This is a genomic window from Paraburkholderia sp. RL18-085-BIA-A (assembly GCF_046027075.1).
Taxonomy (GTDB): domain Bacteria; phylum Pseudomonadota; class Gammaproteobacteria; order Burkholderiales; family Burkholderiaceae; genus Paraburkholderia.
On sequence record NZ_JARESU010000117.1, the window covers coordinates 1 to 26,414 of the forward strand.

Consider the following 26,414-nt stretch of genomic DNA (forward strand, 5'->3'; position numbering starts at 1 on the left):
GATCGGCAGCTCCTTCCACTGGCAGCCCAGGTAGAGCAAACGCAAAATGTAGTTGAAGATCGCGTGAAAGCTCAGTTTCTTCGCGGGGCCGCGACTGCCCTTGCTCAGATGCGGCAAGACAAATTGCTCGAACTGCGCGGCACTCAATTTCGTTGGAATCCCTTGTCGTGGCTTGCTTCTCGCCATCTCGAGCACCAAAGCAACGAGATTCTAGCCGGTTCGCTCGTATCTGCGAAAACCCCTTCCTGCTGCAGCCTGAAGCCAAATTCGAGCGCTGAGAGAACCCGCAACCAGTTGAACTTAAGCAAATCGGCCTGACACACGTCCCACGTCGGGGCATTTGGGGGCTCGCTGACGTCGCTCCACAGACCGACTTGCGGCTCTGATTGGCGATCGCTTCCCACTTTTGACGGAAAAATTCTCGCCGATTCCGTTAAGTTGACAGTACCTCTCACCGCGGTTATACGCCCGTATAAGCAGGTAACGCTAACGCGCCATCGGCATATCCATCCGTGGAATTGATTCTCGCTGCGGCAAAACCTACGCTTGTCTCACCGAGACAGCGCTCGCCGTTATGAGAGCGCGAAGCTCGCGGTTCGGCCCGCCAACAATATCGCCTTTAGGGTGCCCGCCCGCCCGGTTCCCTTTTATAACGTCTCCAAGCAATCATCGTGTCACCTGTTCTGCATAGCTGGATACATATCGGAAGCAACGCGTATGCGGCGTACACGTTCGTGCCGTGGCTTGGCAAGAACATTTATCGCCGTACCGTCGACCTCTCCACAATATGCATCCAGTAGCCGCAAGTCAGGGGTTATTCAACCTCTACCTTTGCGCGATTACTGCTTCACTCTTTGCTAAAGGGAGGAACACGATGTTGAACGCCGAACCCAACACGACTTCTGACATCCTGTCAGAGTATGCCTCTCACCATACGTCTATTGTCCCCGCGGTGCCCTCAAGCCATCATCCGTCGCCGCATCGGCCGGGGGCTGCTCGCTCAGTCAAAGTCCGCTTCGGCTCTGCGTCGCCGAAGGGTCCGGAGCCTTGGGCAACGACGCTCGCAGCCATCCACCAATTTTCTTCCCGGCCAGACCCGATGCGGAATTCAGCTGACCTGTCTGGCCGCCCCTGCTCCGGTGGCGAGCCGCTCCGTCCGAGGGAGACGGACGGCGACGTGCGCACCTTTACTGTGAAACGGCAAGAGTCGGCAGAACTACTGGAAATGCGACGTCGCCCTTTGGCGGAGCAGCAATTTCTATCGATCGACCGGGTCGCTTTCAATTACCTTCGATCAGATTCGCGCCGCTAACTCGTTTTTCACCAGTCCGGAACACGTCTTCACCGCGCGCGGATGCCGGGTTCATGCATGGTCAATGCGAAGCGCGTCGGGTGCGAAGCTGGCATTCAACCAGCGAATTGGTGGGAGAACGGCATGAGCAGGGTAACCGCAACCGTCACAGAACACGCCCAAGCGAAGACCTCGGTTCGCTGGAAGATTTTCCTGATGCTGTTGCTGCTGGTCACGGTCAACTACATCGATCGTGCGTCCGTGTCGGTCGCCATGCCGATGATCGCAAGCGAGTTCACGCTCACGCCGGTCATGCAGGGTCTCATCATGAGTTCGTTCTTCTGGTCGTACACGCTGATGCAGATTCCAGGCGGCATAGCCGTCGATCGCTTCAAGCCGCGACTGGTGCTCGCGCTCTGCACCTTGCTGTGGGGCGCTTTCCAGGGCCTGGGCGCGGTGACGACCAATGCGGTGTCCTTGCTCCTCACGCGGCTCGGGCTCGGCGTAGCGGAAGCGCCCGTGGCCTCGGCGGGTGGCGCGCTCAACGCGATGTGGCTCACGCAGCACGAGCGGGTGCGCGGCGCGTCGCTGATGGATGGCGGCTCGCCTCTCGGCGCGGCACTGGGATCGCTGCTGATCGCCTGGCTGATTGTGGTCGCTCATTCGTGGCGCGCGGCGTTTGCAATTGCCGGCGTCGGCACCATCCTCTGCGGAATAGGCACCTGGTTCTATATCAAGAACCAGCCGCGGGATCACGCGGCCGTCAATGAAGCTGAAGCCGAACACATCGAACAAGCCCGGCGGCACGAATACGAGAAGGAGGCGAAGGAACTCTCGGGCAACTCGATCGACTTCTTCAAGCATCGTTCGGTACTGCTGATGTTCATCGGCTTCATGTGCTGTACGACGCTTTACTACGGCCTGCTGACATGGATGCCCACCTATCTGCACAAGGTGCAGGGTTTCGACATTCAGCAAATGGGCGGCGCCAGCTTCGTGATCTTTTTCTGCGGCTTCATCGGCGAGCTCGTAGGAGGGTATGTCGCCGACAAGTGGCTGGCGAGCGGCGCCGCGCCGAACCTCGTCATGCGCACGATCTTCGGCGTTGCCGGCGCGGTCGCCACGATCGCGGTGTTTTCCGTGGCGCATGCGAAGAGCCCGACGACAGTCGTGATCTTGTTGTCCATCACGCTCTTCTTCCTGCGATGGGGTGGCCTTTACTGGTCGATCCCCGCGATGCTCGCCACGCGCCACAAGGTGGGCGTGCTCGGCGGCCTGCTCAACTTCGGCGGGAACATCGGCGGCATGGTAATCCCGATCGCGATTGGCGCGATCGTCCAATACACGGGCTCTTACTTTCTCGCGTTGATGTGTTTCGCCGCAATGGGCGTCGGGCTCCTGCTCTGTTCGATCGGAATCGACTTTGAAACGAAGATTCCGGTCTGAGCGGTTGCCGTGCCTCGCATGAACCAGGTTGCTACTGAGATGGAAAAATGGGAATAGCAAAAGTCGAAGATATCATTGCCCAGACCGTGCGGCGCGATATCGGCCGCATGAAGCGGTTTGTCGAAGGTCAGATGGAAGAGGCGGCACGGTCCATCATGAGCACGCCGAATGCCCACGTCGGCATTGTGACGGGCTTTTTCATCCGCAACGCCGTGCCGCCCTCGCCGGAGACGGAGAGGGCTTTGTCGCGATAACCGAAAGCTCTTTCGCGGCGTTTGCGTCTTCGTCATCGGGTAGCCAGTATCTCGAGAAGACGTTTCGTCGTCACAAGCGGTCGGTGGGCAAGAGCTGGCGGATGTACGAAACGTATATCAGGGTCAAGGGCCAGTGGAAATATCTCTACCGGGAGTTGGACAAGGCGGGTGACACCATTGATTTTCTGTTCAGAGCCAAGCGGGACAAGGTGGCCGCGCGGCATTTCTTTGAAAAGTCGATCGCTCAGCATGGTGCCCCTGAGACGGTAACCATCGACAAAAGCGGCTCCGATCTGGCCGCGTTGCACGCGACGAACGCCGAGCCAGGATCATCGGGCCATTAAACGCCGAACCCGACCGATTCTGGGGTTCAATGACTTCCACTGCGTGCGCGTCACGTGTTACGCCGGCTGCTAGTCGGGGCCATTTCTATAATGCCAGCCGGAATGTTGTTGACATCAACATCGACAACAAGCGACAGATAACAAGATAAAAACAACTATTTATGTCTGTATTTTTGAAACGGTATATTAGCTCGAACATGTCGACAACGACTAGATTAACCGGAGCATCGATGAGCGCAGAGTTTGACCTCGTCATCCGCAACGCAAAAGTGGCGACCGCCAGCGATACGTTCATATCCGATATCGGCGTAGCCGACGGGCGGATCGTCCAGATGGGCGCGAAATTGTCGAAAGGCGCGCGCGAGATCGATGCGGAAGGTCGGATCACGACACCGGGCGGTGTCGATGCTCACTGTCATCTGGATCAACCGATTCCGCCGCCCGCACGAATGACGGACGATTTCGAGTCAGGCACACGTTCGGCGGCCTGTGGCGGTACGACCACGGTGATTCCGTTCGCCGCGCAACAAAAGGGTGGTTCGCTGCGCGCGGCGGTCGACGACTATCACCGGCGGGCAAATGGCAGGGCGAGTATCGATTACGGTTTTCATCTGATTGTGAGCGACCCCACGCCCGAGATACTGGCGGACGAACTGCCGGCGCTCATAGCGGAAGGGTATTCGTCGTTCAAGATATATATGACCTACGACGATTTGAAGCTCGACGACGGTCAGATTCTTCGCCTGCTCGCTCTTGCCCGGTCGCACGGCGCGATGGCGATGCTCCACGCGGAAAATTCGGAGTGCATCGCCTGGTTGACCGAGAACCTGCTCGAAGCCGGGCTGACCGCGCCGCGCTATCACGCGACATCGCGGCCCATGCTGGTTGAGCGCGAAGCCACGCATCGCGCGATCAGCCTGGCGGAACTGGTGGATGTTCCCGTGCTGATCGTCCATGTTTCCGGGCGCGAAGCGGTGGAGCAAATTCAGTGGGCGCGCAGCCGCGGGTTGAAGGTCTTGTCGGAGACGTGCCCGCAATACCTTTTCCTCACCGCCGACGATCTCGGTATTAGCGACAGTTACGAAGGCGCCAAATGCGTGTGCAGCCCGCCGCCACGCGACGCCGCCAATCAGCAGGTGATCTGGAGCGCTCTGGCAGACGGTACGTTCACCGTTTTCTCCTCCGATCACGCACCGTTTTCGTTCGACGACGACCGCGGCAAGAAGCCGAACGGCGGCGAAGTGGCGTTTCCCTACATCCCGAATGGCATCCCGGGTCTGGAAACGCGTCTGCCGTTGCTGTATTCCGAAGGCGTATTGACTGGCCGGATTTCGGTCAACCGATTTGTGGAATTGACTGCCACGAATCCGGCGAAGACCTATGGCTTGCATCCGAGAAAAGGGACGATCGCGATAGGGTCGGACGCTGACCTCGTGATCTGGAACGAACGCCGTACGCCACTCACGAACTCGATGCTGCATCACGCTGTCGATTACACGCCGTATGAAGGCCGGACGCTCGGTGCCTGGCCGGCCTATACGATCGCCCGGGGCGAAGTCGTGTGGGACGGCCGGCAATTCCTCGGTACGCCGGGCCGAGGCCGTTTCCTTCCACGCGGGTTACCGACCGTGGTCCCGCGCAAGCCGTCAGGAAACGGCGCGTACTAAAGCTGCAACGTGCTGTGTATGAGCCAGTCACTGAAAAAGACATTTCGGTATCCAAATTAGTTTGAAATTGCATCACCTTATTCCATCTCATTGAAGCGAGGAGTGTGTCATGTCGAAACTGTACGGCGGCGGCTACGTGTCAGCGTTGGCTCGGATAAGGTCCACCCATGTTGCACGGGTGCTGGTGGCGGCGGCCGTCATGTCCATAGGCAGCGGATCGGCGCCCGCACTGGCACAGAACAACAATACAATGCTGCTCGTCGCGGGGCCGCGCACGCCGGAATCGCTGGATCAGGAATATCCGCCGACGGAGGCGAGTCATGAAGCGCGCCGCAATATCTACGAGCGTCTGCTGTCGTATGAGATGAAGCCGGGCGAGAACGGCGTGATGGTCGAGAATTTTGACAAGCTGAAGGGCGCGCTTGCAGAGAGCTGGGAGACCTCGCCGGACAAAAGCTCAATCACTTTCCATCTGCGCAAGGGCGTACAAAGTTACGCGGGTAATACGCTCACCGCCGACGATGTGATGTGGACCTTCGAACGCGGCTGGAATCTCAAGGCCACGTTCCGCTGGTATATGACGCAGGTGTTGAAGATCACGGACTTCAACACGGCGTTCAAGAAGATCGACGATCAGACCGTGAAGGTAACCTTGCCGGGGCCATCGCCGCTGATAGAACGGCTGTGGGTGGACAACGACCTTGGCATCATCGATTCGGTCGAGATCAAGAAGCACATTACGCCGGACGATCCTTGGGCATCGCGCTGGCTCGCGAGTCATTCCGCGTCGTTCGCGCCGTATCAGGTTACCAAATACTCGCCCGGGCAGGAGGTGATCTACGAAAGCAACAAGAACTACTACCGTGGGGCGCCGAAACTCACGCGCATCATCTTTCGCGAGATGCCAACTTCTGCCAACCGTCTTGCCGCGCTGCAAGCCGGCGCTGTCGACGTAGCGGAATGGCTCGCGCCGCGCGAACAGGGCACGCTCGAAAAAATGCCCGGCGTAAAGGTGTGGAAGGTCTACGGCAATTACATTCAGCGCGTGGAGATGAACAACACCCTGGCGCCTTTCAATAACGAGAAGGTCAGGCAGGCGCTGAACTACGCGGTGCCGCGCGATCAGATTCTGAAGTCGGTGTTTTACGGCACGGCGCGTTTGACTAAAAGTCCGGTGTCCGAAATCTATCCAGCGTTCACCGACAAGTACTACAACTATTCAGAAAATCTCGACAAGGCACGCGCGCTTCTGAAAGAAGCCGGACTTGAAAAGGGTTTCAAGACGCAACTCGGCTATCCGACCGGCGACCAGACTGAAGAGGAACTTGCCATCATTCTGAAGACGGCGTTCTCGAAGATCGGTGTAGATGTCGAGTTGCAAAAGCTGCCGGCATCCACCCTGGTGGAGCGTTATTCGAAGGGTACGATCCCGATGTACTTTTTCCGTGATATGGCGATCGTACCCGACGCCGCGTACGTCACGAATCTGTGGCTCAACAGCGGGTCGTTGATCAACTACTCGCGTTACAAGAACCCGGAGGTCGACAAGCTGATCAACGACAGTCTTTCGATGACCGACGAGGCGAAGCGCAAAACTTCGATGGAACGGGTGCAGCAACTCGTGATGGAACAGGCGCCATGGGTGTTCCTGATCAACCCCGGTTACCAGCTCGCGACCCGCGCTAACGTGAAGGGTTATAGCTGGAATACGACGAACGGCAACACCTGGTACGACTTTTCCAAGAGCTGATCACGGCCGGTGCGAACGGAGTCGATACGGTTCGCACTCGGCATAACCCTGGTTCGAGGAGTTGCGCGATGTTTCTGTTTTCAACCTGGCGTTCGATCCCGCGCTCGATTCGCATCGTTATCGCGCGGATCGGCATCCTGATCCCGCAGATGTTCGGCGTGATGTTCGCCACCTTTCTGCTCATCCGCATGTTACCCGGCGATCCGGCGTTGTTGATGCTCGGCAACATGGCGACGCCCGAGGCCATTGCGGCGTTGCGCGAGCGTCTGAATCTCAATGGCACCATCTCGTCGCAATTCGGCGGCTACGTGACGGCATTGCTTCACGGTGATCTGGGCACCTCGATGTTCACGTCGAATCCAGTCACAGTCGACCTATTGCAGCGCGTGCCGGCGACGCTCGAATTGATTACGTACTCGATGATCTTCACCGTCATTCTCGGCGTAGGCATGGCGGTGACATCGGTGGTCAGGAAGGGCGGCTGGGTGGATCGCGGCAGCCGCATCTACGGACTCGCGGCCGGTGCGATCCCTGATTTCTGGGTGGGGCTGCTACTTATCTACACTTTGTTTCATCTGGCGGGCGTGGCGCCCGCGCCATTCGGACGCGTCGATTCATTCATCACGCCGCCGCCGACGGTCACGGGTTTTTATACCGTGGACAGCGTGCTTGCCGGCGATTGGGACGCGTTCCGCTCTTCGGTATCGCATCTGTTGTTGCCGGTCCTCACGCTGACCATCGTCAACGCCGGCGGCTTGATGAAGATGACGCAATCCGTATTCGCTGACATCTACAAAAGCGAATTCATTCGTCATGCGCGCGCATCGGGTTTGTCGGAACGCACGCTCGTGCTGAGCGCATTGCGTAATAGCTGGCCGCCCATCATCACCATGATCGGCTTTCTGTTCGGCTTCCTGCTCGGCGCGGCCGTTCTGGTCGAGACCATTTTTGCGTGGGGCGGACTGGGGCAGTACGCCGTGCAGGCCGTGATGAACAGCGACTATCCGGCGTTGCAGGGTTTCGTGCTGGTGGCGGCGGCCTTTATTCTGGTGGTGTACACCGCCGTCGATGTGCTCTACGGCCTGGCTGATCCGAGGATCGAAATATGAAACTGCCATCAAGTTATCGCGGCGGTCGGCTGAGCGCCACGCTCATATTCGGCCTCTCGCTGCTGGCGCTGCAGATCGTGCTGATCGTGTTTGCGCCGCTGCTCGCGCCGCATTCTCCCGTCGACGCCGATCCCATGAACATTCTTAAACCGCCTTCGTGGCATTACTGGTTCGGTACCGACGTATCGGGCATGGACATTCTCTCGCGCGTCATTTACGCCACGCGGATCAACCTGCTCATTAGCGTGACGGCCGTAGCGATCGCGTTCGTGGTCGGCGTGCCGATCGGGCTCCTGATCGGCTTCTACAAAAACCTCCTGAGCACGCTCGTCATGCGCGTCTTCGATTTCATACAGTCGTTCCCGGTCTTTGTTCTCGGCATGGCGCTGGTCTCTGTGATGGGACAAGAGATCTGGAATGTCGCGATCGTGCTGGCCGTTCTATTCATCCCCATGTTCGCGCGGCTGATCCGCGCGGAGGTGCTGTCATTGCGCGACCGGCCGTTCATCAGCGCGGCGCGCTGCAGCGGCGCCACCAATCTCACTATCATGTTCAGGCACATCCTACCCAACGCGATGACGCCGGCCATCGTGCAGGTATCGATCAGCATCGGCATGGCGATCTTGCTGACCGCCGGGCTGTCGTTCGTCGGCGCCGGAGTTCGCATGCCGACGCCGGAATGGGGGCTGATGGTCGCCAACGGTGCGCAGCAGATGATCCTCGGCGTGTGGTGGGCGGCTTTGTTCCCCGGCCTCGCCATTATCATTTCGGTGCTGACGTTCGCCATTCTCGGCGATGCCGTGAAGCGGTTGGCTGAGCCTACGTCGCGGGGTGAGCAATGAGCGCTCACGCGGATCAAGCGCTGCTGGAAGTCGACAATCTTTCGGTCTGTTTCGATAACGCCCCTTCGCGGCGAGTCCTCGACGCGGTCAGCTTTTCGCTGCGCAAGGGCGAGATTCTCGGGATCGTGGGCGAGACCGGCGCTGGCAAGTCGATTCTTGCGCGCTCCATCATCGATCTGTTGCCCGAAGGCGGGCGGATAAAAAGCGGCCGCATCTCGCTGGATCAGCGGTCCGTGCTCGACATGTCGGCGCGAGACAAGCGGCGTTATCGTGGCGGCGATGTCGCGTTGATCGGCACCAACGCGAAGATGCTGCTCGATCCCGTGGAAACTGTCGGCTCGCAACTCATGCGCGTGCTGAGAGTGCACAAGCGCATTGGCAGGAAAGAGGCGTGGCAGGAAGCAATCGAATTATTCAGCCAGGTGGGCATCGTCAATCCGCAAGCGCGCGCGCATGCGTATCCGCACGAGTTGTCAGGCGGCATGGCGCAGCGCGTGGTGATCGCGATGGCGTTGATCGCGCAGCCGAAGATCCTGCTTGCCGATGACGCCACACTCGGCCTCGATGCAACGATTCAGTTGCAAGTCCTCGATCTGCTGGTGCAAAAGGGCAAGGACCTGGGTCTGGGCGTGTTGCTCGTGACTCACGATCTCGGCGTGGTGGCGAATTACTGCGACCGCGTCGGTATCATGAAAGATGGCAAGATCATCGAGCTTGCGCCGGTCGGGCAGTTTCTGAAGGCGCCGGAACGACCCTATAGCCGTGAATTGCTGGATGCCGCGAAGGTCCGTCCGGCGCTAGTTGAGTCGAATGAAAATTCAGACCGCATTGCGGGCCGCGCGGTGGCCAACATCACGGCGGCAAAGACGCGGCGTCCGCTGCTCGAGGTCGAGCATCTTGTGAAAACCTTCGTGTCGGACCGGAGTCACGCGGTTGTGCCCGCCATCGATGACGTGTCGTTTTCCATCGCGCAAGGCGAAACGCTCGCTTTGGTCGGCGAAAGCGGCTCGGGCAAGACGACAACCGGCCAGTGCCTGCTGCGTCTGCTTGAGGCGGACTCCGGCGTGATCCGCTTCGACGGCAAGAACACGCTCGACATGACGGAGCGCCAATTTCGCGCCGTCCGGCGTCGTATGCAGATGGTGTTTCAGGAGCCGTATGTCTCGCTGAATCCGCGCTGGCAGGTTCGGGATCTGATCGCAGAACCGCTGGCGCTCGCGCCGAAGCTCTCGCGCACCGACCGGGACACGAGGATTCTACAGTTGCTCGATCTCGTCAACCTGTCGCGCAAACGCGCGTCCGCGTATCCCCACGAATTGACGGCCGGCGAGCAGAAGCGCGTGGGTATCGCGCGTGCGCTCGCGGCAAGTCCCGACTTCGTGGTCTTCGACGAATGCACCACCGCGCTCGACATTCGCGTGCGTGCGCAGATCATCGATCTCGTGCGCAACCTGCAGGCCGAGATGGGCCTGTCCGCGCTTTTCATTACGCACGATCTGAACTCGGTGCGCTCGCTCGCGCATTACGTTGCGGTGATGCGCAACGGCAAGATCATCGAAATGGGTGAAGCGGAGACGGTGTTCAACCGCCCGGTTGAGGACTACACGAAAAGGCTGCTGCAGGCGGAACTTCCGATCGAGGAAGTCGCGAAGAGCGTTCATCATTTCGACGTTGCAGGAGAAACGCAGTGAGCATCCCGCAGAGAATCATGGTCACCGGCGCGGCCGGTCTGGTAGGTCGCGCCGTGTGCCGCCAATTGCAGGCGCGGGGCGACGAAGTGATCGCGATCGACCGGGTCGGCGGCGCTGGTATTGATGGCGTGACGGTGACGGAATGCGATCTTGGCAACGTGCATCGGCTGCATGCGCTCGCGGGCCCGGGGCTGTCGGGCGTGATCCATTGCGGCGCATATTCTGGTCCGATGGTCGCGCGTGACAACCCGGTATCGATGGTGCAGGTCAACATTGTCGGCACAGCGAACATGCTGGAGCTCGCCCGCATTCACGGCGCCCGCCGTTTGGTGTTCTGCTCGTCAACCAGCGCATACGGCAACACGCCGCCCGCACCGGTGAAAGAGGACGTCGTGATGGTCCCGGCGAGTCTCTATGCCGCGAGCAAGGTCGCGAGTGAGCAACTGGTGGCGGCTTACGCGCAGCAGTACGCGGTGGATGGCGCGAGCTTGCGCTTGTCATGGGTGTACGGTCCGCACCGCACGACCGATTGTATGATCCGCACCATGCTCACGGACGCGATGGCCGGCAGGCCCACGCGACTTGCGTTCGGCGACGACTTCTACCGTCAGTACATCTATGTGGAAGATGCCGCTGCGGCGCTGCTCGCCGCACTCGATGCACCGAGCCTGCGCCGCCGCACTTACAACATCACTGGTGATAGTCGCCTGACGCTCGGCGAGGTGGCCGGAATCGTGCGCCGCGTGCTGCCAGCCGCCGATATCGAACTGGCGCGCGGTCCCGATCCGCTCGATGAAGTGCAGGAACGCTTCGATATCTCCGCTGCGGCGGCGGATCTCGGCTATCGGCCGCGGTATGACATTGAATCCGGCGTTCGCGCTTACGCGGACTGGCTGTTGAAGAACGATTAACCCTTGTTTGAAGGAGCATTATCGTGGAATCTTTTTCTCTTCGCGGCAGGACGGCGCTCGTGACAGGCGGTAACAGCGGTATTGGCCGGGCGATCGTGCGGCTCTTCGCCGCACAAGGCGCGAAGACGGGCATCTCGCATTTCGGCGATCCCGAAGGTGCCCGCACGCTCGCCGCCGAGCTCGCGGCAAGCGGCGGCGATGTCGCCGTTTCCGAGTGCGACGTGACCGACGTGGAATCGGTTCGAGATCTTGGCGCGTGGAGCCGCGAACATCTCGGCCCCGTTGATATTCTCGTGAACGCCGCCGGGATCAGCGGCGAGACTTCCTTCGTGGATTTATCGATCGAACAATGGGACCGGATGATGGCCGTCAACCTGCGCGGCACGTTCCTTGTCACGAAGCAGTTCTTCGCCGACATGGTCGCGCGCAAGTATGGCCGCGTGATCAACATTGCATCGCAACTCGCTTACAAGGGCACGCACGACATGAGCCACTACTGCGCATCGAAAGCGGGTGTGGTCGGCTTCACGCGCGCGCTTTCATACGAAGGTGCGCCGCACGGGGTCACGGTCAACGCGATCGCGCCGGGGCCGGTCGAGACCGCGATGCTCGCCGGCTTCAGCGACGAATGGCGCGCGATGAAATTCGCCGAGTTGCCCGCGGGCCGCTTCGGCCGCAGCGATGAAATTGCACCGACAGCGTTGCTGCTTGCATCGGAGACGGGTGGCGCGTATTTCGTCGGGCAGACACTGTCGCCTAACGGCGGCGACGTGATGCTCTGAGCATCTTTTTATCCTTCAGCAACAGGAGAAACCGCTTGGATCTGAATCGCGATTTCATCGGCTATGGCGAGAATCCGCCCAACCCGAACTGGCCGGGCAACGCCCGCATTGCCATCAATTTCGTCATGAACTACGAGGAAGGTTCCGAGCCGTCCATCGCCGACGGCGAGGGCGCGACAGAGACCTGGTTCACGGAATCCCACGGACTCAATTCGGGCGTGAGCGGCCGCGATCTCGCAGCGGAAGGCCTGTTCGAATACGGCAGCCGCGTCGGTTTCTGGCGTCTCATGCGGATCTTCCAGGAGCGCGGTCTCGCGCTCACCGTGTACGGCTGCGCGCTCGCGCTCGAGCGCAACCCGCAAGCGGCCGCTGCAATCCGTACATCGGGTTTCGACGTGTGCAGTCACGGCTGGCGTTGGATCAAGCATTACGGTTTGAGCGAGGAGGTCGAACGCGAGCACATTCGCCTGGCGATCGAGTCGTTGGCGCGCACAACGGGCGAGCGCCCGTACGGCTGGTATTGCCGTTATTCGCCTTCTGTGAACACGCGCAGGCTGCTGGTGGAAGAGGGCGGTTTTCTCTACGATTCCGACTACTACGGCGACGAGCTGCCTTTCTGGAAGACCGTCCAGGGCAAACCGCATTTGGTGATACCCTATTCTTTGACCACCAACGACGGCCAGTATGCCGGCTCGGTTGGCACCGGCAACCAGTGGTTCGAGTTCATGCGTGACACCTTCGACATGCTGTATCGCGAGGGTGCAACACAGCCGAAGATGATGTCGGTCGGATTGCATATGAGGCTCATCGGGCATCCGGCGCGCGCGGCCGGGCTGGAACGGTTTATCGACCACGTGATGAAACATGACGACGTGTGGATCGCACGCCGTATCGACATCGCGCGGCACTGGATCAAGGAACATGCCTATCTGCGGTAGTGCATCGCCAGGTTATATCGATGTCGGCCCGTCGACATGTCAATCCGGACGTGCGACTTAATTCCAATCAGACGTAACACATGCTAAATACTGTTGGTGAAACCAAGGTCCGTAAGACCCGCAAGATCCGCGACGGCGACAATCGCAGTGAAGAGATCTACGAGCAGATCTATGTTGCGTTGCTGGAGCATCGACTGGTGCCCGGCACCAAGCTGGCCGAAGAGCGGCTGGCCAGCATCTTCGGCGCGAGTCGGGCGCGCATTCGGGATGCATTGAGCAGGCTGGCCTACGAGCAGATCGTGGAGCTTTATCCGAAGAAAGGCTGGTTCGTGGCGAAGCCATCGGTGGATCAGGCTCGCGATGTTTTCGAAGCGCGCCGCTTGATCGAGCCTGCCGTCATGCAACGGCTGACACGCGCCGTCACGCCGGAGAAGCTCGCCCAGTTGCGAGAACATCTGCGCCTCGAAATGGACGCACGCACACGCGACGACAAGCGCGCGATCATCCGGCTCTCCGGCGAGTTTCACAATCTCGCGGCGGCGCTTGCCGGCAACTCTTCGTACACCCGCAGCCTGCGTGAACTTTCCACGCTGACGTGTCTTGTCATTTTGCTCTACAACGCGCCGATCAGCGTCAGCTGCCGTGCCGACGAGCACACCGCCATCACGGATGCGATTGCGCAAGGCGACGGCGATAAAGCCGCGCAACTCATGCTCGATCATCTCGACCACATTCAAGGCGCGCTGAATCTCGACGTCGTCGAGGACGAAGTGGATCTCGAAGCAATATTTAAACGGTGAAGCGACGGCGGTGCCTGGGATCGCCGTACCTCGGCCGATCACGTCCCATAAGCATCCGTCAGTCCGACGGAACGGTACCCCGTTGCATCAAACAGCCGACGCACCTTTTCACCTGGCGCGCGAAAGCTATTGCTCGCCTCTTAATTTCCTCTCAAACCTCAGCTAAGAGTAAACCCCCTCGATTCGGAGCATTTTTGTCCCCGTAACAAAATGAATGTTGTCGACGACATGCATTTAACCTTTAAACGAGCAAATGTCCGATGCACATATCCCGTGTCTCCGCTGTTGCGCTGTCTCGCGCGTTCGCCGCCGGCGAGTCAGATCCCGTTGCGATAGCCGAAGCGGCGTTATCGAAAGCGGCATCTGTTCCCGCCGTCTTTCTCACCACCACGCCCGAACGTGCGCGTAGCGAAGCCGCCGCATCGGCGCGACGTTGGCGCGAAGGCCGGCCGTTGAGCGCGCTCGATGGCGTGCCGGTCGCGTGGAAAGATCTCTTCGATGTCGCCGGCACCATCACCACGGCTGGCTCCGTAGTGTTCGCCGCACATTCGCCCGCTCGCGACGACGCGCCGCTGGTTGCCGCTGGCGCTCGAGCGGGGATGGTCTGCATCGGCAAGACGGGGTTGAGCGAGTTCGCGTATTCGGGCCTCGGCCTCAATCCGCATTTCGGCGCGGCCGTGAACCCTGCTGTCGATGGCGGCCGGCGCGTGCCGGGCGGTTCGTCGTCGGGAGCGGCGGTCGCGGTGGCGATGGGCATCGTGCCTATCGCGATCGGCACCGACACCGGCGGTTCGGTCCGTGTGCCGTCCGCGTTCAACGGCCTCACCGGTTATCGCGCGAGCGTGGCGCGCTACTCGCGCGAGGGCATGGTCGCTTTATCGGCGACGCTCGACACCTCCGGACCGCTCGCGATGGACGTGGCCGACTGCGTTGCGTTCGATGTCGCCATACGTGGAATCGAGCCGTTATCGCCGAACGAGCGAACTACGTTTGCGGGCATGCGTTTTATCGTTGATCCAACGCTGTTCGAACGCTACTCGGTCACAGCGGCGGTTGCTGAAAACTTTGAGCGCTTCATTGCGATGCTCGAGCAAGCGGGCACGGTAATCGAGCGAAAGCCGCTCGCCACGCTCGCTGCCGTGCGCGATTTGATACGCGACCAAGGCTGGCTGGGCGGCCTCGAAGCCTTCGCGGTGCATCGCGCGCTGCTCGATTCGCCGGATGCCGCCCGGATCGACCAGCGCGTGCGAACGCGCCTCGAAGCGAGCCGCGCAGTCCCGTCTGGCCGCCTGGAGCAACTCATCGCGCGACGCACCGAATTGATCGCGGAGTTCGCTAAAGAAGCCGCTGGCGCGACGCTTGTCATGCCGACGACCCCGCACGTAGCGCCGCTGCTCGCGCCCCTCGAAGCCGATGCAGATCTGTTCACACGTGTGAACCTGCAGACGCTTGCCATGACCATGCTCGGCAGTTTCCTCGATACCCCCGCGATCGCGATGCCGTCCGGCACCGATACCGACGGGCTGCCGACCAGCGTACAAATCATGCGCGCCCAAGGCGACGACGACGCGCTGCTGTGCATCGCCACCGCACTCGAAGCGATGGTGCTGTAAAGGCGCTTTGACAACAAAGACGCACATTCAAACAAAGGAGCAAAACGATGGCCAAGGAAATCCTGGTGGCATTTGGTATTGACGTGGACGCGGTGGCCGGCTGGCTCGGTTCATATAGCGGCGAGGATTCGCCAGACGATATCTCGCGCGGTTTGTTCGCAGGCGAAATCGGATCAATGCGCCTGCTCAAACTCTTCGAACGCGAAAAGATCAAGACGACGTGGTTCATCCCCGGCCATTCGATCGAAACGTTTCCCGAACAGATGAAGGCGGTGGCAGACGCGGGCCACGAGATCGGCATTCACGGCTACAGCCACGAAAACCCGATAGCGATGACGCCGGAGCAAGAAGAAGCCGTGCTCGACCGCAGCATCGAGCTCGTGACGCAACTGTCGGGGCGGCGCCCGACGGGTTATGTAGCGCCGTGGTGGGAGTTCAGCCAGGTATCGAATGAATTGCTGGTGAAGAAGGGCATCAAGTACGACCACAGCCTGATGCACAACGACTTTCACCCGTACTACGTGCGCGTGGGCGACACCTGGACCAAGATCGACTACAGCAAACATCCGAGCGCCTGGATGAAGCCGCTCGTGCGCGGCCAGGAAACCGATCTGGTCGAGATTCCCGCCAACTGGTATCTCGACGACCTGCCGCCAATGATGTTCATCAAGAAGTCGCCGAATAGTCACGGCTTCGTCAGCCCGCGTGACATTGAGCAGATGTGGCGCGATCAGTTCGACTGGGTGTATCGCGAGCACGACGACTACGCCGTGTTCCCGATCACGATCCACCCCGATGTCTCAGGTCGTCCGCAAGTGCTGTTGATGCTCGAACGGCTGATCCAGTATTTCCGCTCGCATGAAGGCGTGCGATTTTGCACCTGCAATGAAATCGCCGACGACTTCCTCGCCCGTCATCCGCGCGGGAAATAAACCCATTTCCGCCACCCTTATGGGAGAGCAATGATGAAAGAGAATCCGCTCTCCGCGTCCGGCTTCAAGCTGGAAAAGATCTTGCCGGTCGATGTGAAACGCGCAACCATCGTGGCGTTTTTTGCGTGGGTGTTCGCCGTCTACGACTTCATTTTGTTCGGCACGTTGTTGCCGGAAATAGGTCAGCACTACGGATGGGATGCCGCGATGCAAGCCGAGATCGCGACGCTTGTCGCCATCGGCACGGCGGTGATTGCATTTGCGATCGGACCGTTACTCGACCGCGCCGGACGCAAGGCGGGTCTCCTGTGGACGGTGGCGGGCGCGGCGCTTTGTTCGGGGCTGACCGTGGTCGGCGGCGCGCTCGGCCAGTGGCCGCTCGTACTCATCCGCTCGCTGTCGGGACTCGGGTACGCCGAGGAAACTGTCAACGCGACCTACCTCAACGTGTTGTATTCGGCCGCAAACGACCCACGCCTGAATCGCAACAAGGGATTCATCTACAGCCTCGTGCAAGGCGGCTGGCCGATCGGCGCGTTGATCGCGTCCGGCTTGACGGCGCTGCTGCTGCCGCGCATCGACTGGCAGGGCTGCTTTATCTTCGCGACGTTCCCGGCCATCGTGATCTTCTTCATGACGCGGCGTCTGAAGGAAAGTCCGCAATTCCTGCTGCACACGCGCATCAAGACCTTGCGCGAAGCAGGTCAAGACAGTGCTGCACGAACGCTTTCCGGCGAACACCGGGTGGACTACGAGCAGCACAGCCGTGCAGGTCTGCGTGAAGCGTTTCGCGGCACGTCGCGGCGCGCAACGCTCGTGCTCGGCGGCGGCATTCTGCTGAACTGGTCCGCCATCCAGGTGTTCAGCGTGCTCGGCATCACGGTGCTGACGCGCGTGCATAACGTGTCGTTCGAGAACTCGCTGCTGATTCTCGTGCTGTCGAATGTGATCGGCTATTGCGGCTATCTGAGCCAGGGCTGGATTGGCGACAAGATCGGCCGGCGCAATACACTGGCGATCGGCTGGATGCTCGGCGGCCTCGCGTTCGCCGGCATGCTTATGGGCCCGAGCAGCACGGGGATCGTCGTGGCGCTATATAGCCTCGGCCTGTTCTTCCTGATCGGACCGTATTCGGCCGCGCTGTTTTTCATCGGCGAAAGTTATCCGACATCCATTCGCGGCACCGGCAGTTCGATCGTCCACGCAATGGGTCCGATCGGCGCAATTCTCGCCGGGGTTGGCGTGACCGCGATGCTCAATCACGGCGGCGACTGGATGCACGCAGCCATCTGGTTCGGCGCGGTGCCTTGTTTCCTGTCCGGCGTGCTGATCTTTTTTGCGAAACACATCAATCCCGAGGAAATCAAATGAACATGCAGCCCGGAGTATCGAAGGGAAAAGAGCAACGCGTCGCCATTGTTACCGGCGCGGCCAGTGGTATCGGACAGGCGCTCGCGGCGGCGTACGCGCAGATCGGCGTGGCGGTCGTCGGTGGCTATTTCCCCGGCGATCCGCACGATCCCGCAGAGACCGAACGCGCGGTGCGCGAAGCGGGCGGCGAGTGTGTGATGCAGGCAGTTAATGTGACCTCGGCCGATGAGGTCGAAGCATTCGCACAGGTGGCCGTGGATCGCTTCGGCCGGCTGGATTATGCGGTTGCCAATGCGGGTTTGCTGCGCCAGGCCGCACTCACCGAGATGCGCGATGATCAATGGCTGGAGATGCTCGACGTCGACCTGTCCGGCGTGATGCGGACGTTTCGCGCGGCCGCTCGCCATATCGAGGATCACGGCGCGATGGTGGCGATTTCATCGATAGCCGGCGGTGTCTACGGCTGGGAACAGCATGCGCATTATTCGGCAGCGAAGGCGGGCGTACCGGGCTTGTGCCGTGCCGTCGCGATGGAACTCGCGCCGCGCGGCGTGCGTTGCAACGCGGTGATTCCGGGGTTGATCGAAACACCGCAATCACTCGATGCCGTCAACTCGCTCGGCCCCGACGGCCTGCGTGAAGCCGCGCGCGCGATCCCGTTGCAACGCGTCGGCCGGCCAAGCGAGATCGCCACGCTGATCCGCTTCCTCACGAGCGACGACGCGTCTTATATCACCGGCCAGTCGATCATCGCCGACGGCGGCCTGACCGTGCGCTGGCCGGGCTAAGGAGAGTTTTCGAATGACCACTTTGTTTTCACTCGATGGCCGTCGCGCGGTCGTCACCGCCGCGGCAATCGCGAGTCTTTACGCGGCGGCCGGCGCGCGTCTGCTGCTTGCCGATCGCGATGCGGCGCGCCTCGCGCTCCAGGCCGATCCCTGCCGCGCAGCCGGTGCGACGGTCGAAACGGTGCAGGCGGATGTCGGCGATGAAGCCGGTGCGAACCGCATTGTCGATCGATGTATCGAAGCATTCGGCGGTATCGATATTCACGTGAACAACGCCGGCATGCTGACGCAGGCGCGCTGCACGGATCTCACCACGGCCATGTGGGACGACATGATGCGAGTCGATTTGCGCAGCGTGTTTTTGTGCGCGCGGCGCGCGTTGCCTTCAATGACCGCGCAACGTTGGGGCCGCGTGATCAATCTTGCTTCGCAACTGGGCATCAAAGGGGGCGCGGAGTTATCCCACTACTCGGCGGCGAAGGCGGGCGTGATCGGATTCAAGAAGTCGCTCGCGCTGGAAGTTGCGCCGGATAACGCGCTCGTCAACGCGATCGCACCGGGACCGATCGAGACGCCGCTCGTCGATGGCATCAGCGTCGCGTGGAAGCAGGCGAAGTCGGCGGAGTTGCCGTTGCGGCGTTTTGGCCTTGCCGATAAAGGGTGGGAACCTGTTCGTCGGCCAGACACTCGGGCCGAATTCCGGCGACGTAATGCCATGACGCGTCACTGAACTGACCTACCGGGAGAGACAAGCATGTGCGGCATGTGCGGATTGCTGGGCGGCGGCAACCATTGGTCGAACACCACGGCACCTGTGGCGGGGGCGAACCCGCGTCGACAACGCCTCATCCAGGCGGCGCTTGCCAATCGGGTGCTTGTACCGTTCAGGCTGAAACTCGACGACTTCCACGGGCAGTCGTTCGTATTGTCGTCGCCTACCGGCGCGAGCGAACTCGTCAGCGATTTCGCTCAGGTGTGGCGCGTGGCCGAACGCATGCTCGGGCATCCGCTCGATCCGCTTACGCTTTTCATCGACGACGCGGCGGCACCATGAGCCTGAGCTACGACATCCTGCCGCTGACGCTCGTGACCGGGTTTCTCGGCAGCGGCAAATCGACCTTGCTCGCCGATGTCCTGCAAGGCGACGCCGCGCGCGACACCGCCGTCCTCGTCAACGAGTTCGGCGACGTCGGGCTGGACCATCTGTTGATCGGGGAAGTGGATGCACGCACCGTACTGCTCGATAACGGCTGCGTGTGCTGCTCGATCCGGGGCGAACTGAAGGACGCGCTCGCGACGCTTTTTTCCGCAGCGCGCTCGCGGTGAAGTACCGCCGTTCACGCGTGTCGTACTGGAGACCACGGGACTCGCGACGCCTGCGCCGATTATCGCCACGCTGCTCGCCGATCCGGTGATCCGCAGCCACCACGCGCTGAACGCGACGATTACAGTTGTCGATGCAGTGAACGCCGCCGAGCAACACGCACGGTATCCCGAATGGCTCGCGCAGGTGACAGCCGCGGACCGGCTGCTCATCAGCAAGCCGGATCTCGTCGATGAAACGCGTCTGACGGAATTGGCAGCTTCGCTCGCGGCGCTCAATCCCGCCGCCGAGATTCTGATTCGCGGCGATGTATCGAACGCAAAGGGTATCGATCGGCATAGCGGACGCGCGTTGCTCGACATGCTGTTTGCATCGGCGAGTTCGATCGATCTGATCGGACGTCTCGGGCGCGCTCACCGTTTGGCGAGCACGGACGTTATGGCAAGCGGCCCGCTTGCGCATCGCGGTGAGTGGACATCAACCGGCGCCGCATCCATTCAGTCTTTCTGCATGCAGATCGATGCGCCCATCGACTGGCAGGTCTTCACGATCTGGTTCACGATGCTTCTCAACCGTCACGGGGACAAGATTTTGCGCGTCAAAGGCCTGTTGTCTATCGCGGGGTCCGGCCAACCGGCCGTGCTCCACGCCGTGCAGCATCTGGTTCATCCGGTGCTGCACCTGGACGCGTGGCCGTCGGTGTCGCGTAATCCTGAGCGCCGCTCGCAGCTTGTGTTCATCACCGAAGGTCTCGGCCGTGATGCGATAGAAGCGTCGTATGCACGATTCCAACATCATCTTGAAGAAGAAGCTGTTCATTAAAGCCCAAGCCGACGCCTTCCAAACCCAAGGCCCAAGGCGGCACCGTCACGATCTATGACTCGCACAACGACGCCTCGACGCAACTGAAGAACGCACAGGACGCGGTGTCTCAGGGCGTCGCCGGCATCGTGATTTCTCCGACCGATTCGTCCACTGCGCCAAGCGTCCTGCAGATTGCGGCGCGCGCCAAGATTCCCTGGTCATCGCGGATATCGGCACCAATTCGGGTGACTATGTGTCCTTCATCACAAACGCTTTCCTCACTCAGCGTTTTTACTAGCGCTCAAAGATGTGATGGGAGACGTCATAGAGACTTGACCGCTCGCGTAGCTGTCACACGGTAGCTCGGGTAACGGTCCTCGGGCGCATCGCACACGTTGCAAACGCCTGTAGGCAAGGCTCCGGTCGAGCGGATAAGCGCCTTGTTTCCAACGGCCGGAGTCCGACCATCACCAGCCATTCGACGCGAGTATAGCCACCGGCTGCAAAGGGTCGCCTCCGGCCCCTGCGAACGGCGCCCGGCACGGATGCCGAAGGTTCGAAAGCACCCGCCAGGCCGGGACCGTGACGCTGTGAGCCGCTGGCTTGCCGTGCAGGCGCCAACTTACTCACCCCAAGCCGCGAACGGCTCATAATGCCACGGCGATGCGAAGCCGTCAGAAGGCCGGAAAGCAAAACCCGGCGCGGGGCCGGGTTGATTGTCATGCTGCGTGTTCGGCAAGCTCGATCACGTTATCGGTATCCTACGTGATCGAGCATACATGCCGCGCCCACGCGGCCATCAACGGTCGCCGCTGTTCCAGCAGGTCGGTGCGATGATAGGTCGCTTCGACCTTGTTCACGACCGTATGGGACCATTCATCCTTAATTCTAACGTCACACCGATCTCCCTCTCGCCACTGGCGACGATTAATCCTCAACCATCCAAACTACAAATAAGCTCGCCCCGAGAAACAGGCCGCCTCCCAAAACCAGTGCGCCGAGAACGATCGGATGCTTTACGCCCAGGAGCCAAAGAGCCGAAAGCCCAATGCCTGCGTAGAGCGCCTTTATTGCGCGCTTCTCCATGACTCTCCCGCTCGCCTACGGCGACGAATCAAATCAATCAGGCCGCCTGGTTCGGCGGCGCATTTTTTAGCCGACTCAGCACTTCGTCCTGTGCGCTGAACTTCGGTGTTTCCACCCACGCAGCGAAGTCTGGCTCCCACTGCTTCCACCCATAGTCGTCCAGGTCGAACTCCTCTTCGATCCGTCCGCTTTCGACATCCAGCAGAAACGCATACGTTACGCTATGGCCGTTCCACCAGGCTACTGCGAAATCCGACAGATCCGCTGTCGCGCCTATCGGCTGGTCTCGCAGCAGCATCGACAGATGCGATTTGAAGTCTTCGATTTTCATGACGGTCTCCTGTAGGTCCAGGATAGCGGCAGGAAGGGTGCCTGGCCTGTGCGGCGGATCACCTTTCCAGCTCGCTTGACGTACGAAATCTATGGTCCACCCACGAAAATCCGAATCCTGACGGCACCCCTATTCGGCCGAAGTGAAACTTTAGATGCCGTGCCGCTGGCCCGGATGTTCGGCGAATGGCGTCTCGGTCGGCTGGATCGGGGGACGACATCGATACACTCCGTCGAGGGGGAACCTGTCGGTAGACAACGCTTGCGTAAGCGTAAGGGCGTCTTCCCGTGCCGGCACCTGCAGTATGCGGCATCGGGCAGTTTGGAGCCACCCGCTAGAACCGGTAACCGATACCAGCCAGGATCACGTCCGCATCGCGGTTGTAGCGCGTGACCACGCGGTTCCCCGTGCAGAACGCTGCGGCGGCAACGGCGAGAGCCTAGTTAACGCAGGAAACCCACTTCGAGAAGGACATTCGGCAATTTCTGCTTCTGACATGAAGGCGACATAAATCAAATGAATCTCGTTCGAAATTGCCAAAGGCTGCAAACTATGTCATGAATCTTATCGACCTTTCTTTGCCTCGCCATCCTTTCCGCGACTGAACCCTATGGCTTTTGCGGCTTCAACTATTTAACGTGACAAAGCCGTTTATAGCGATGAGGCGAGTACCAAAGTTCCATGGCGCCTGTTGCCGCTCGTGAGCCCCCGCTTCCTCGTTTCGCGGAAAGCCCTGTTGACTGTATTTACATGTAGCCCCAGGAAATCAGCCAGCATTCGCTGTGGAGGAAGTCTGTCCCCGGCTTGAACCGATCCCGCCAGGATGGCCAGTTCGACGGCATCGGCCAAAGCCAGGTACGCGGGGCCGGCGCATGGGGCGAGCTGGAAAATGGATTTGTTCATGCTGGTCTTCCAGGAATAACGACTTACTATCGTTTCATGCCCGCGGGGGTAACGGATTTTCTCGGCGATCGCTACGCTCGTGAACGCCCCCCAGTCGCGCGATTGCCACACTGTTCTTGCCGTCATGCAAAAAAGCCCGTTCGCAGCATGTCCACTGGAACGGGCTCCTCAAATCAACGAATTGCCACGCGAGGCGATGAGTGACCTAGCCCGCCACGCGCAGCTCAAAGCCGATCAGAACGGCATCGCCCCTTTGGCGCCGCTCGGCTCGTCAGCATTCGCGTTGCCGATTTGCTGGTCATTGCCGCCGTGACCATGACCCGAATCGAAATTGAACATGTCGAACAGATCGCCAAGCGCCGGCGCATTGACAGGCACGTACGGGTTGTTGTTCCGCTGGACCGGGTTCGGCAGGTTGTCGCGGCTGCGGTCAGTGATCGGCGGCAGCCCCCAGTTGCGTTCGATGAACTTGGCCAGCGATGCGTGGTCGGCATAGCCGTGAGCGACGTGCCCGCCCTGCGAATACGGCGACACCGCGATCATCGGAATGCGTGGGCCATCGCCGAAGAAGTCCACTGGCTGGATATAGCCCGAATCGTAGTAGCCGCCGCCTTCGTCCACCGTAATCAGGATCGCTGTACTGGCCCACAGCTTCGGATTGCTCTGCACGGCATCGACGATCTTATGCACGAAGGCCTCATACAGGCCAAACTTTGACGATGTCGCATGCCCGTCGAGCTTGCCACCCGGCTTGACGAACGACACCGCGGGCAGGTTGCCCGCGCTGATGTCCGCATACAGGTCGGTTGTGTCGGCAAGGTGCGTATCGCGGACCTGCTGGTTCGTCATGATCGACGTCTCGTACAGGAACGGGTTGCAGATGTTGCAGTAGACGCTCGTCGCCGGGTTGCTGACGAACGTGTTCCAGCCTTCTCCGTAGTATTTCCACGGAATGTGACGTTCGAGCAACGTGTCGCCGATCGTGCGTACCGGTGACGGCGGGATCGTGAACGGCGACTTCGTCCTGTCGAGCACCGTACCGTCGCCGTTGTAGCCCGGGTTGTAGTTGTTCAGCAGGTAGTAATGTTGCGGCGCGCAGTTCATCTTCGGATGGTACGAGAGCGACGCCAGATACTTGCTGATCGGCCCGACACCCGCCTGGCTCGTGTCCGAACAGTCGCTATAGCTACCGCCCGAATAGCCGTCCTGCGTGTACCAGTTGTTCGTACCCGCCAGCGGGTTCGGATTTTCGATCTGATTTGACGGCGGGACCGTCGCATTGCCGCTGCCGTCGGTGTAGTAGTAGGCATCGGCGGCGCCGACCATGATGCTATTCGCGCCCGTACCGCCCATCACCGGCTGATGATAGTTGTCGCTGATCGTATAGGTGCGTGCGAGCTGGGTGAAATACGGCATGTCGCCCTTGCTCGCGTTGTAGAAGCCCAGCGCGTTTGAACCTTCCTTCGTGGTCTGGTCGCTGAACGGCGTGGGTTGCGCGCTGCCGTTGCTGCCCGCACCGATGGTGGTCTCGACCCACGCGAACAGGTCCATCAGACAGCCGCTCGGGTTGCCGCGGGTGGCGTGGGACACGTCGCAGTCGGACTGCTGCCAGTTTTGGTAGAAGCGGTGCACGGGACCGCCCAGGTACTCCTCATACAGCGATGCTTGCTGCGGCGATTGCAGCGGGTAAGGGCCGCTTTGCAGTGCGTTGTAGTTCGCGACGCGCGTATCCTTTGCGCCTGTCGGCAAGCCGGACGCACCAGTTAGCAACTGGCCGATGTCGGACGCTTCGAGCGCTCCGCCCTCGGCCTGTGCGGCAGCATTGTACGTCGCGTATGGAGCACCGGTCGTGTCGCTCGCCGCGGTGGCCGTGCCGCCGGTGTTCGGCGAAGGCAGCGTGCTGTAGGGGCTCTTGATCGATGGCGCCAACGAGAACTGTGTCGTTCCCGTCACTGTGGCCTGGTATTGGCGTGCTTTCGCGAAGTTTGGGCCCGGTGAGCCATCCGCGTTGACAATGCCTTGCGACAGCAGGTTTTGCACCGATTGCCCGTTCGCCGGCTTGTACGTGCCGAACACGTGATCGAACGTGCGATTTTCGCCGACGATCACGATCACATGTTTGATCGGCGTTTGCGTGGAAGATTCGTTGTCTTGATCTTTCGCCGCTGCGGTGCCGGGAGATGCCGCGAATGCAAGGGCGGCGACGCCCGCGCATGCCGCGAGAACGGCTGGGACTTTTGAAACATAGCGTCGTTCGGACGCTCGCTGCTTTTTCATTTCTTCTCCGTTAGTAAGCTTGACCACCTTTCGTAACCTTACTGACAGAGCATGACAGCGACGAGACGGTAGCGCTTCAATTGCCTTTCTACCAGCGCTGTTCGACGCGAAATTTATTGCGCAACCATGGCACGTGATTAGGTTCGCTAATGCCAATCCATTCCAACTTCTGGCTGAGAAGATTCGGCTGTCGAGGCGCGGATCCTATGACCATCTTTGCTGTTTAGGTCAATTCAGTTTTTACCAAAACGTCGCTGGCACAGCGAAAATCCCTCCCTAAACAGGTGAGTCAACTGCCGAACAGTGCCGATTTTCGTTAGGCCTATCGACGGTTCGCCCGCTTTGTGCAAACAACTTTCGCGCGGTCGGAGAGTGCCGGTTAGCCGGATAAAGAGACACAGACCCAGAAAAGGCTAAAGCTCCGCGTCGATACGCATGCTGAAACGCTTGCGGGTACGGCCGGTCGCGCCAGAGCGGATTCGGCCATGAGGACATTCGAATTCTTCAATAGCGGTCGCTCGCTGGTGCGACCGCACTCTATGCTCGTTGCCCACTCTAGAGCGTCGCGACCGATCGAAAATGATGCCTGGAATCCAGAAGGGGAATGTTCGTGGGTGAACCTCCGAAATCGGAGATTCGAGCCTTGCTACAAGCAGTAGCGAATGAAGCGGACGTTCGATCGTGAAGCTCACCGGAATGCGGCACGCACGCCCGTAAGACAACAGGGGCATTGCCAGTACCACGCCCGACGCGGTCCCACGTGGCGACACTTTGTCGAAAGCCGTTCCTCTCTTTTTAGCCAAGCCGCCAAGTCTCCGTGCGAAGGAAGCTCACCCGAATCGAGCCAGATGCGGGCTGCCAAGCGAGCATCGGTATTCGCGCGTATGCTTTTGCATCCGTTTCAAATCCAATCTCAGAGAGAACAAATGCAGAAACACACGATCGGCACCTCGGACCTTCAAGTGGCCCCCCTCGTCTTCGGCGGCAACGTCTTCGGCTGGACGGCTGATGAGCGCACGTCGTTCTCCATCCTCGACAGTTTCGTCGACCACGGCTTGAACTTCATCGATACGGCCGACTGCTACTCGCAGTGGGCCGAGGGCCATCAGGGTGGCGAGTCCGAAACGATTATCGGCAAGTGGTTCAAGGAGAGCGGCAAA

The 26,414-nt window shown here is 60.3% G+C and carries 23 protein-coding genes and 2 pseudogenes; 22 read left to right on the plus strand and 3 right to left on the minus strand.

Annotated features, from left to right (window positions below):
* Positions 1–1,435: 1,435 nt before the first annotated feature.
* The 21 genes and pseudogenes from P0D89_RS40635 to P0D89_RS40735 form a co-directional block, all read left to right on the plus strand.
* Positions 1,436–2,737 (plus strand): MFS transporter, encoded by a 1,302-nt coding sequence (locus P0D89_RS40635; RefSeq protein ID WP_408378342.1) that lies wholly within the window; start codon positions 1,436–1,438, stop codon positions 2,735–2,737.
* Positions 2,738–2,784: 47 nt separating this feature from the next.
* The gene (locus tag P0D89_RS40640; RefSeq protein WP_408378357.1) at positions 2,785–2,991 is read left to right on the plus strand and encodes a hypothetical protein; all 207 of its coding nucleotides are present in this window, start codon (positions 2,785–2,787) and stop codon (positions 2,989–2,991) included.
* A 50-nt stretch (positions 2,992–3,041) separates the two neighbouring features.
* Positions 3,042–3,387 (plus strand): annotated as a pseudogene (locus P0D89_RS40645) (DDE-type integrase/transposase/recombinase); the annotation flags it as partial.
* A 178-nt stretch (positions 3,388–3,565) separates the two neighbouring features.
* The gene (gene hydA, locus P0D89_RS40650; RefSeq protein ID WP_408368294.1) at positions 3,566–5,002 is read left to right on the plus strand and encodes a dihydropyrimidinase; all 1,437 of its coding nucleotides are present in this window, start codon (positions 3,566–3,568) and stop codon (positions 5,000–5,002) included.
* 109 nt (positions 5,003–5,111) lie between these two features.
* Positions 5,112–6,752, plus strand: a complete 1,641-nt coding sequence (locus P0D89_RS40655) for an ABC transporter substrate-binding protein (RefSeq protein WP_408368292.1) — start codon at positions 5,112–5,114, stop codon at positions 6,750–6,752.
* Between the two features lie 68 nt (positions 6,753–6,820).
* The gene (locus P0D89_RS40660) at positions 6,821–7,861 is read left to right on the plus strand and encodes an ABC transporter permease (protein ID WP_408368290.1); all 1,041 of its coding nucleotides are present in this window, start codon (positions 6,821–6,823) and stop codon (positions 7,859–7,861) included.
* Positions 7,858–8,703, plus strand: coding sequence for an ABC transporter permease (locus P0D89_RS40665; protein WP_408368288.1), 846 nt, complete (start codon positions 7,858–7,860; stop codon positions 8,701–8,703). The genes P0D89_RS40660 and P0D89_RS40665 overlap by 4 nt, the downstream gene beginning before the upstream one ends.
* Positions 8,700–10,394 carry an ATP-binding cassette domain-containing protein gene (locus P0D89_RS40670; protein ID WP_408368286.1) on the plus strand — a complete coding sequence of 565 codons (1,695 nt, stop codon included), beginning with the start codon at positions 8,700–8,702 and terminating at the stop codon, positions 10,392–10,394. The genes P0D89_RS40665 and P0D89_RS40670 overlap by 4 nt, the downstream gene beginning before the upstream one ends.
* On the plus strand, positions 10,391–11,305 hold the full coding sequence (locus P0D89_RS40675) for an NAD-dependent epimerase/dehydratase family protein (protein WP_408368284.1): 915 nt from the start codon (positions 10,391–10,393) through the stop codon (positions 11,303–11,305). Before P0D89_RS40670 ends, P0D89_RS40675 begins: the two co-directional genes overlap by 4 nt.
* A 23-nt stretch (positions 11,306–11,328) precedes the next feature.
* Entirely contained in the window at positions 11,329–12,087 is a 759-nt protein-coding gene (locus tag P0D89_RS40680; RefSeq protein WP_408368282.1) for an SDR family NAD(P)-dependent oxidoreductase, read from the plus strand.
* Positions 12,088–12,122: 35 nt separating this feature from the next.
* A complete protein-coding gene (locus tag P0D89_RS40685) occupies positions 12,123–13,025 on the plus strand; it encodes an allantoinase PuuE (RefSeq protein WP_408368280.1) in 903 nt (300 codons plus the stop codon).
* An 80-nt stretch (positions 13,026–13,105) separates the two neighbouring features.
* On the plus strand, positions 13,106–13,825 hold the full coding sequence (locus tag P0D89_RS40690; protein ID WP_408368278.1) for a GntR family transcriptional regulator: 720 nt from the start codon (positions 13,106–13,108) through the stop codon (positions 13,823–13,825).
* 260 nt (positions 13,826–14,085) lie between these two features.
* Positions 14,086–15,438 carry an amidase gene (locus P0D89_RS40695; RefSeq protein ID WP_408368276.1) on the plus strand — a complete coding sequence of 451 codons (1,353 nt, stop codon included), beginning with the start codon at positions 14,086–14,088 and terminating at the stop codon, positions 15,436–15,438.
* Positions 15,439–15,485: 47 nt separating this feature from the next.
* Positions 15,486–16,370, plus strand: coding sequence for a polysaccharide deacetylase family protein (locus P0D89_RS40700; RefSeq protein ID WP_408368274.1), 885 nt, complete (start codon positions 15,486–15,488; stop codon positions 16,368–16,370).
* 30 nt (positions 16,371–16,400) lie between these two features.
* A complete protein-coding gene (locus tag P0D89_RS40705; protein ID WP_408378345.1) occupies positions 16,401–17,741 on the plus strand; it encodes an MFS transporter in 1,341 nt (446 codons plus the stop codon).
* Positions 17,738–18,529: an SDR family NAD(P)-dependent oxidoreductase gene (locus P0D89_RS40710; RefSeq protein WP_408368270.1), complete on the plus strand. Its 792-nt coding sequence runs from the start codon at positions 17,738–17,740 to the stop codon at positions 18,527–18,529. The genes P0D89_RS40705 and P0D89_RS40710 overlap by 4 nt, the downstream gene beginning before the upstream one ends.
* A gap of 13 nt (positions 18,530–18,542) precedes the next feature.
* Positions 18,543–19,259, plus strand: coding sequence for an SDR family NAD(P)-dependent oxidoreductase (locus P0D89_RS40715; protein WP_408368268.1), 717 nt, complete (start codon positions 18,543–18,545; stop codon positions 19,257–19,259).
* Between the two features lie 24 nt (positions 19,260–19,283).
* The gene (locus tag P0D89_RS40720; RefSeq protein WP_408368266.1) at positions 19,284–19,583 is read left to right on the plus strand and encodes a hypothetical protein; all 300 of its coding nucleotides are present in this window, start codon (positions 19,284–19,286) and stop codon (positions 19,581–19,583) included.
* Positions 19,580–19,855, plus strand: a complete 276-nt coding sequence (locus P0D89_RS40725; RefSeq protein WP_408368264.1) for a GTP-binding protein — start codon at positions 19,580–19,582, stop codon at positions 19,853–19,855. The genes P0D89_RS40720 and P0D89_RS40725 overlap by 4 nt, the downstream gene beginning before the upstream one ends.
* Before the next feature lie 70 nt (positions 19,856–19,925).
* Positions 19,926–20,675, plus strand: a complete 750-nt coding sequence (locus P0D89_RS40730) for a CobW family GTP-binding protein (protein ID WP_408378354.1) — start codon at positions 19,926–19,928, stop codon at positions 20,673–20,675.
* Between the two features lie 38 nt (positions 20,676–20,713).
* A pseudogene (locus P0D89_RS40735) lies at positions 20,714–21,019 on the plus strand (substrate-binding domain-containing protein); the annotation flags it as partial.
* Between the two features lie 761 nt (positions 21,020–21,780).
* Here the strand turns inward: P0D89_RS40735 and P0D89_RS40740 are convergent.
* The 3 genes from P0D89_RS40740 to P0D89_RS40750 all read right to left on the minus strand — a co-directional run bounded on the left by P0D89_RS40740 (position 21,781) and on the right by P0D89_RS40750 (position 25,254).
* Positions 21,781–22,074: a hypothetical protein gene (locus P0D89_RS40740; RefSeq protein ID WP_408378348.1), complete on the minus strand. Its 294-nt coding sequence runs from the start codon at positions 22,072–22,074 to the stop codon at positions 21,781–21,783.
* Between the two features lie 651 nt (positions 22,075–22,725).
* Positions 22,726–23,103, minus strand: a complete 378-nt coding sequence (locus tag P0D89_RS40745) for a GntR family transcriptional regulator (protein ID WP_408370651.1) — start codon at positions 23,101–23,103, stop codon at positions 22,726–22,728.
* A gap of 108 nt (positions 23,104–23,211) precedes the next feature.
* Entirely contained in the window at positions 23,212–25,254 is a 2,043-nt protein-coding gene (locus P0D89_RS40750) for an alkaline phosphatase family protein (RefSeq protein ID WP_408370652.1), read from the minus strand.
* A 926-nt stretch (positions 25,255–26,180) separates the two neighbouring features.
* On the opposite strand from P0D89_RS40750, the gene P0D89_RS40755 reads away from it, so the two are divergent.
* The coding region (locus P0D89_RS40755; protein ID WP_408378351.1) for an aldo/keto reductase at positions 26,181–26,414 on the plus strand (234 nt) is incomplete at its 3' end.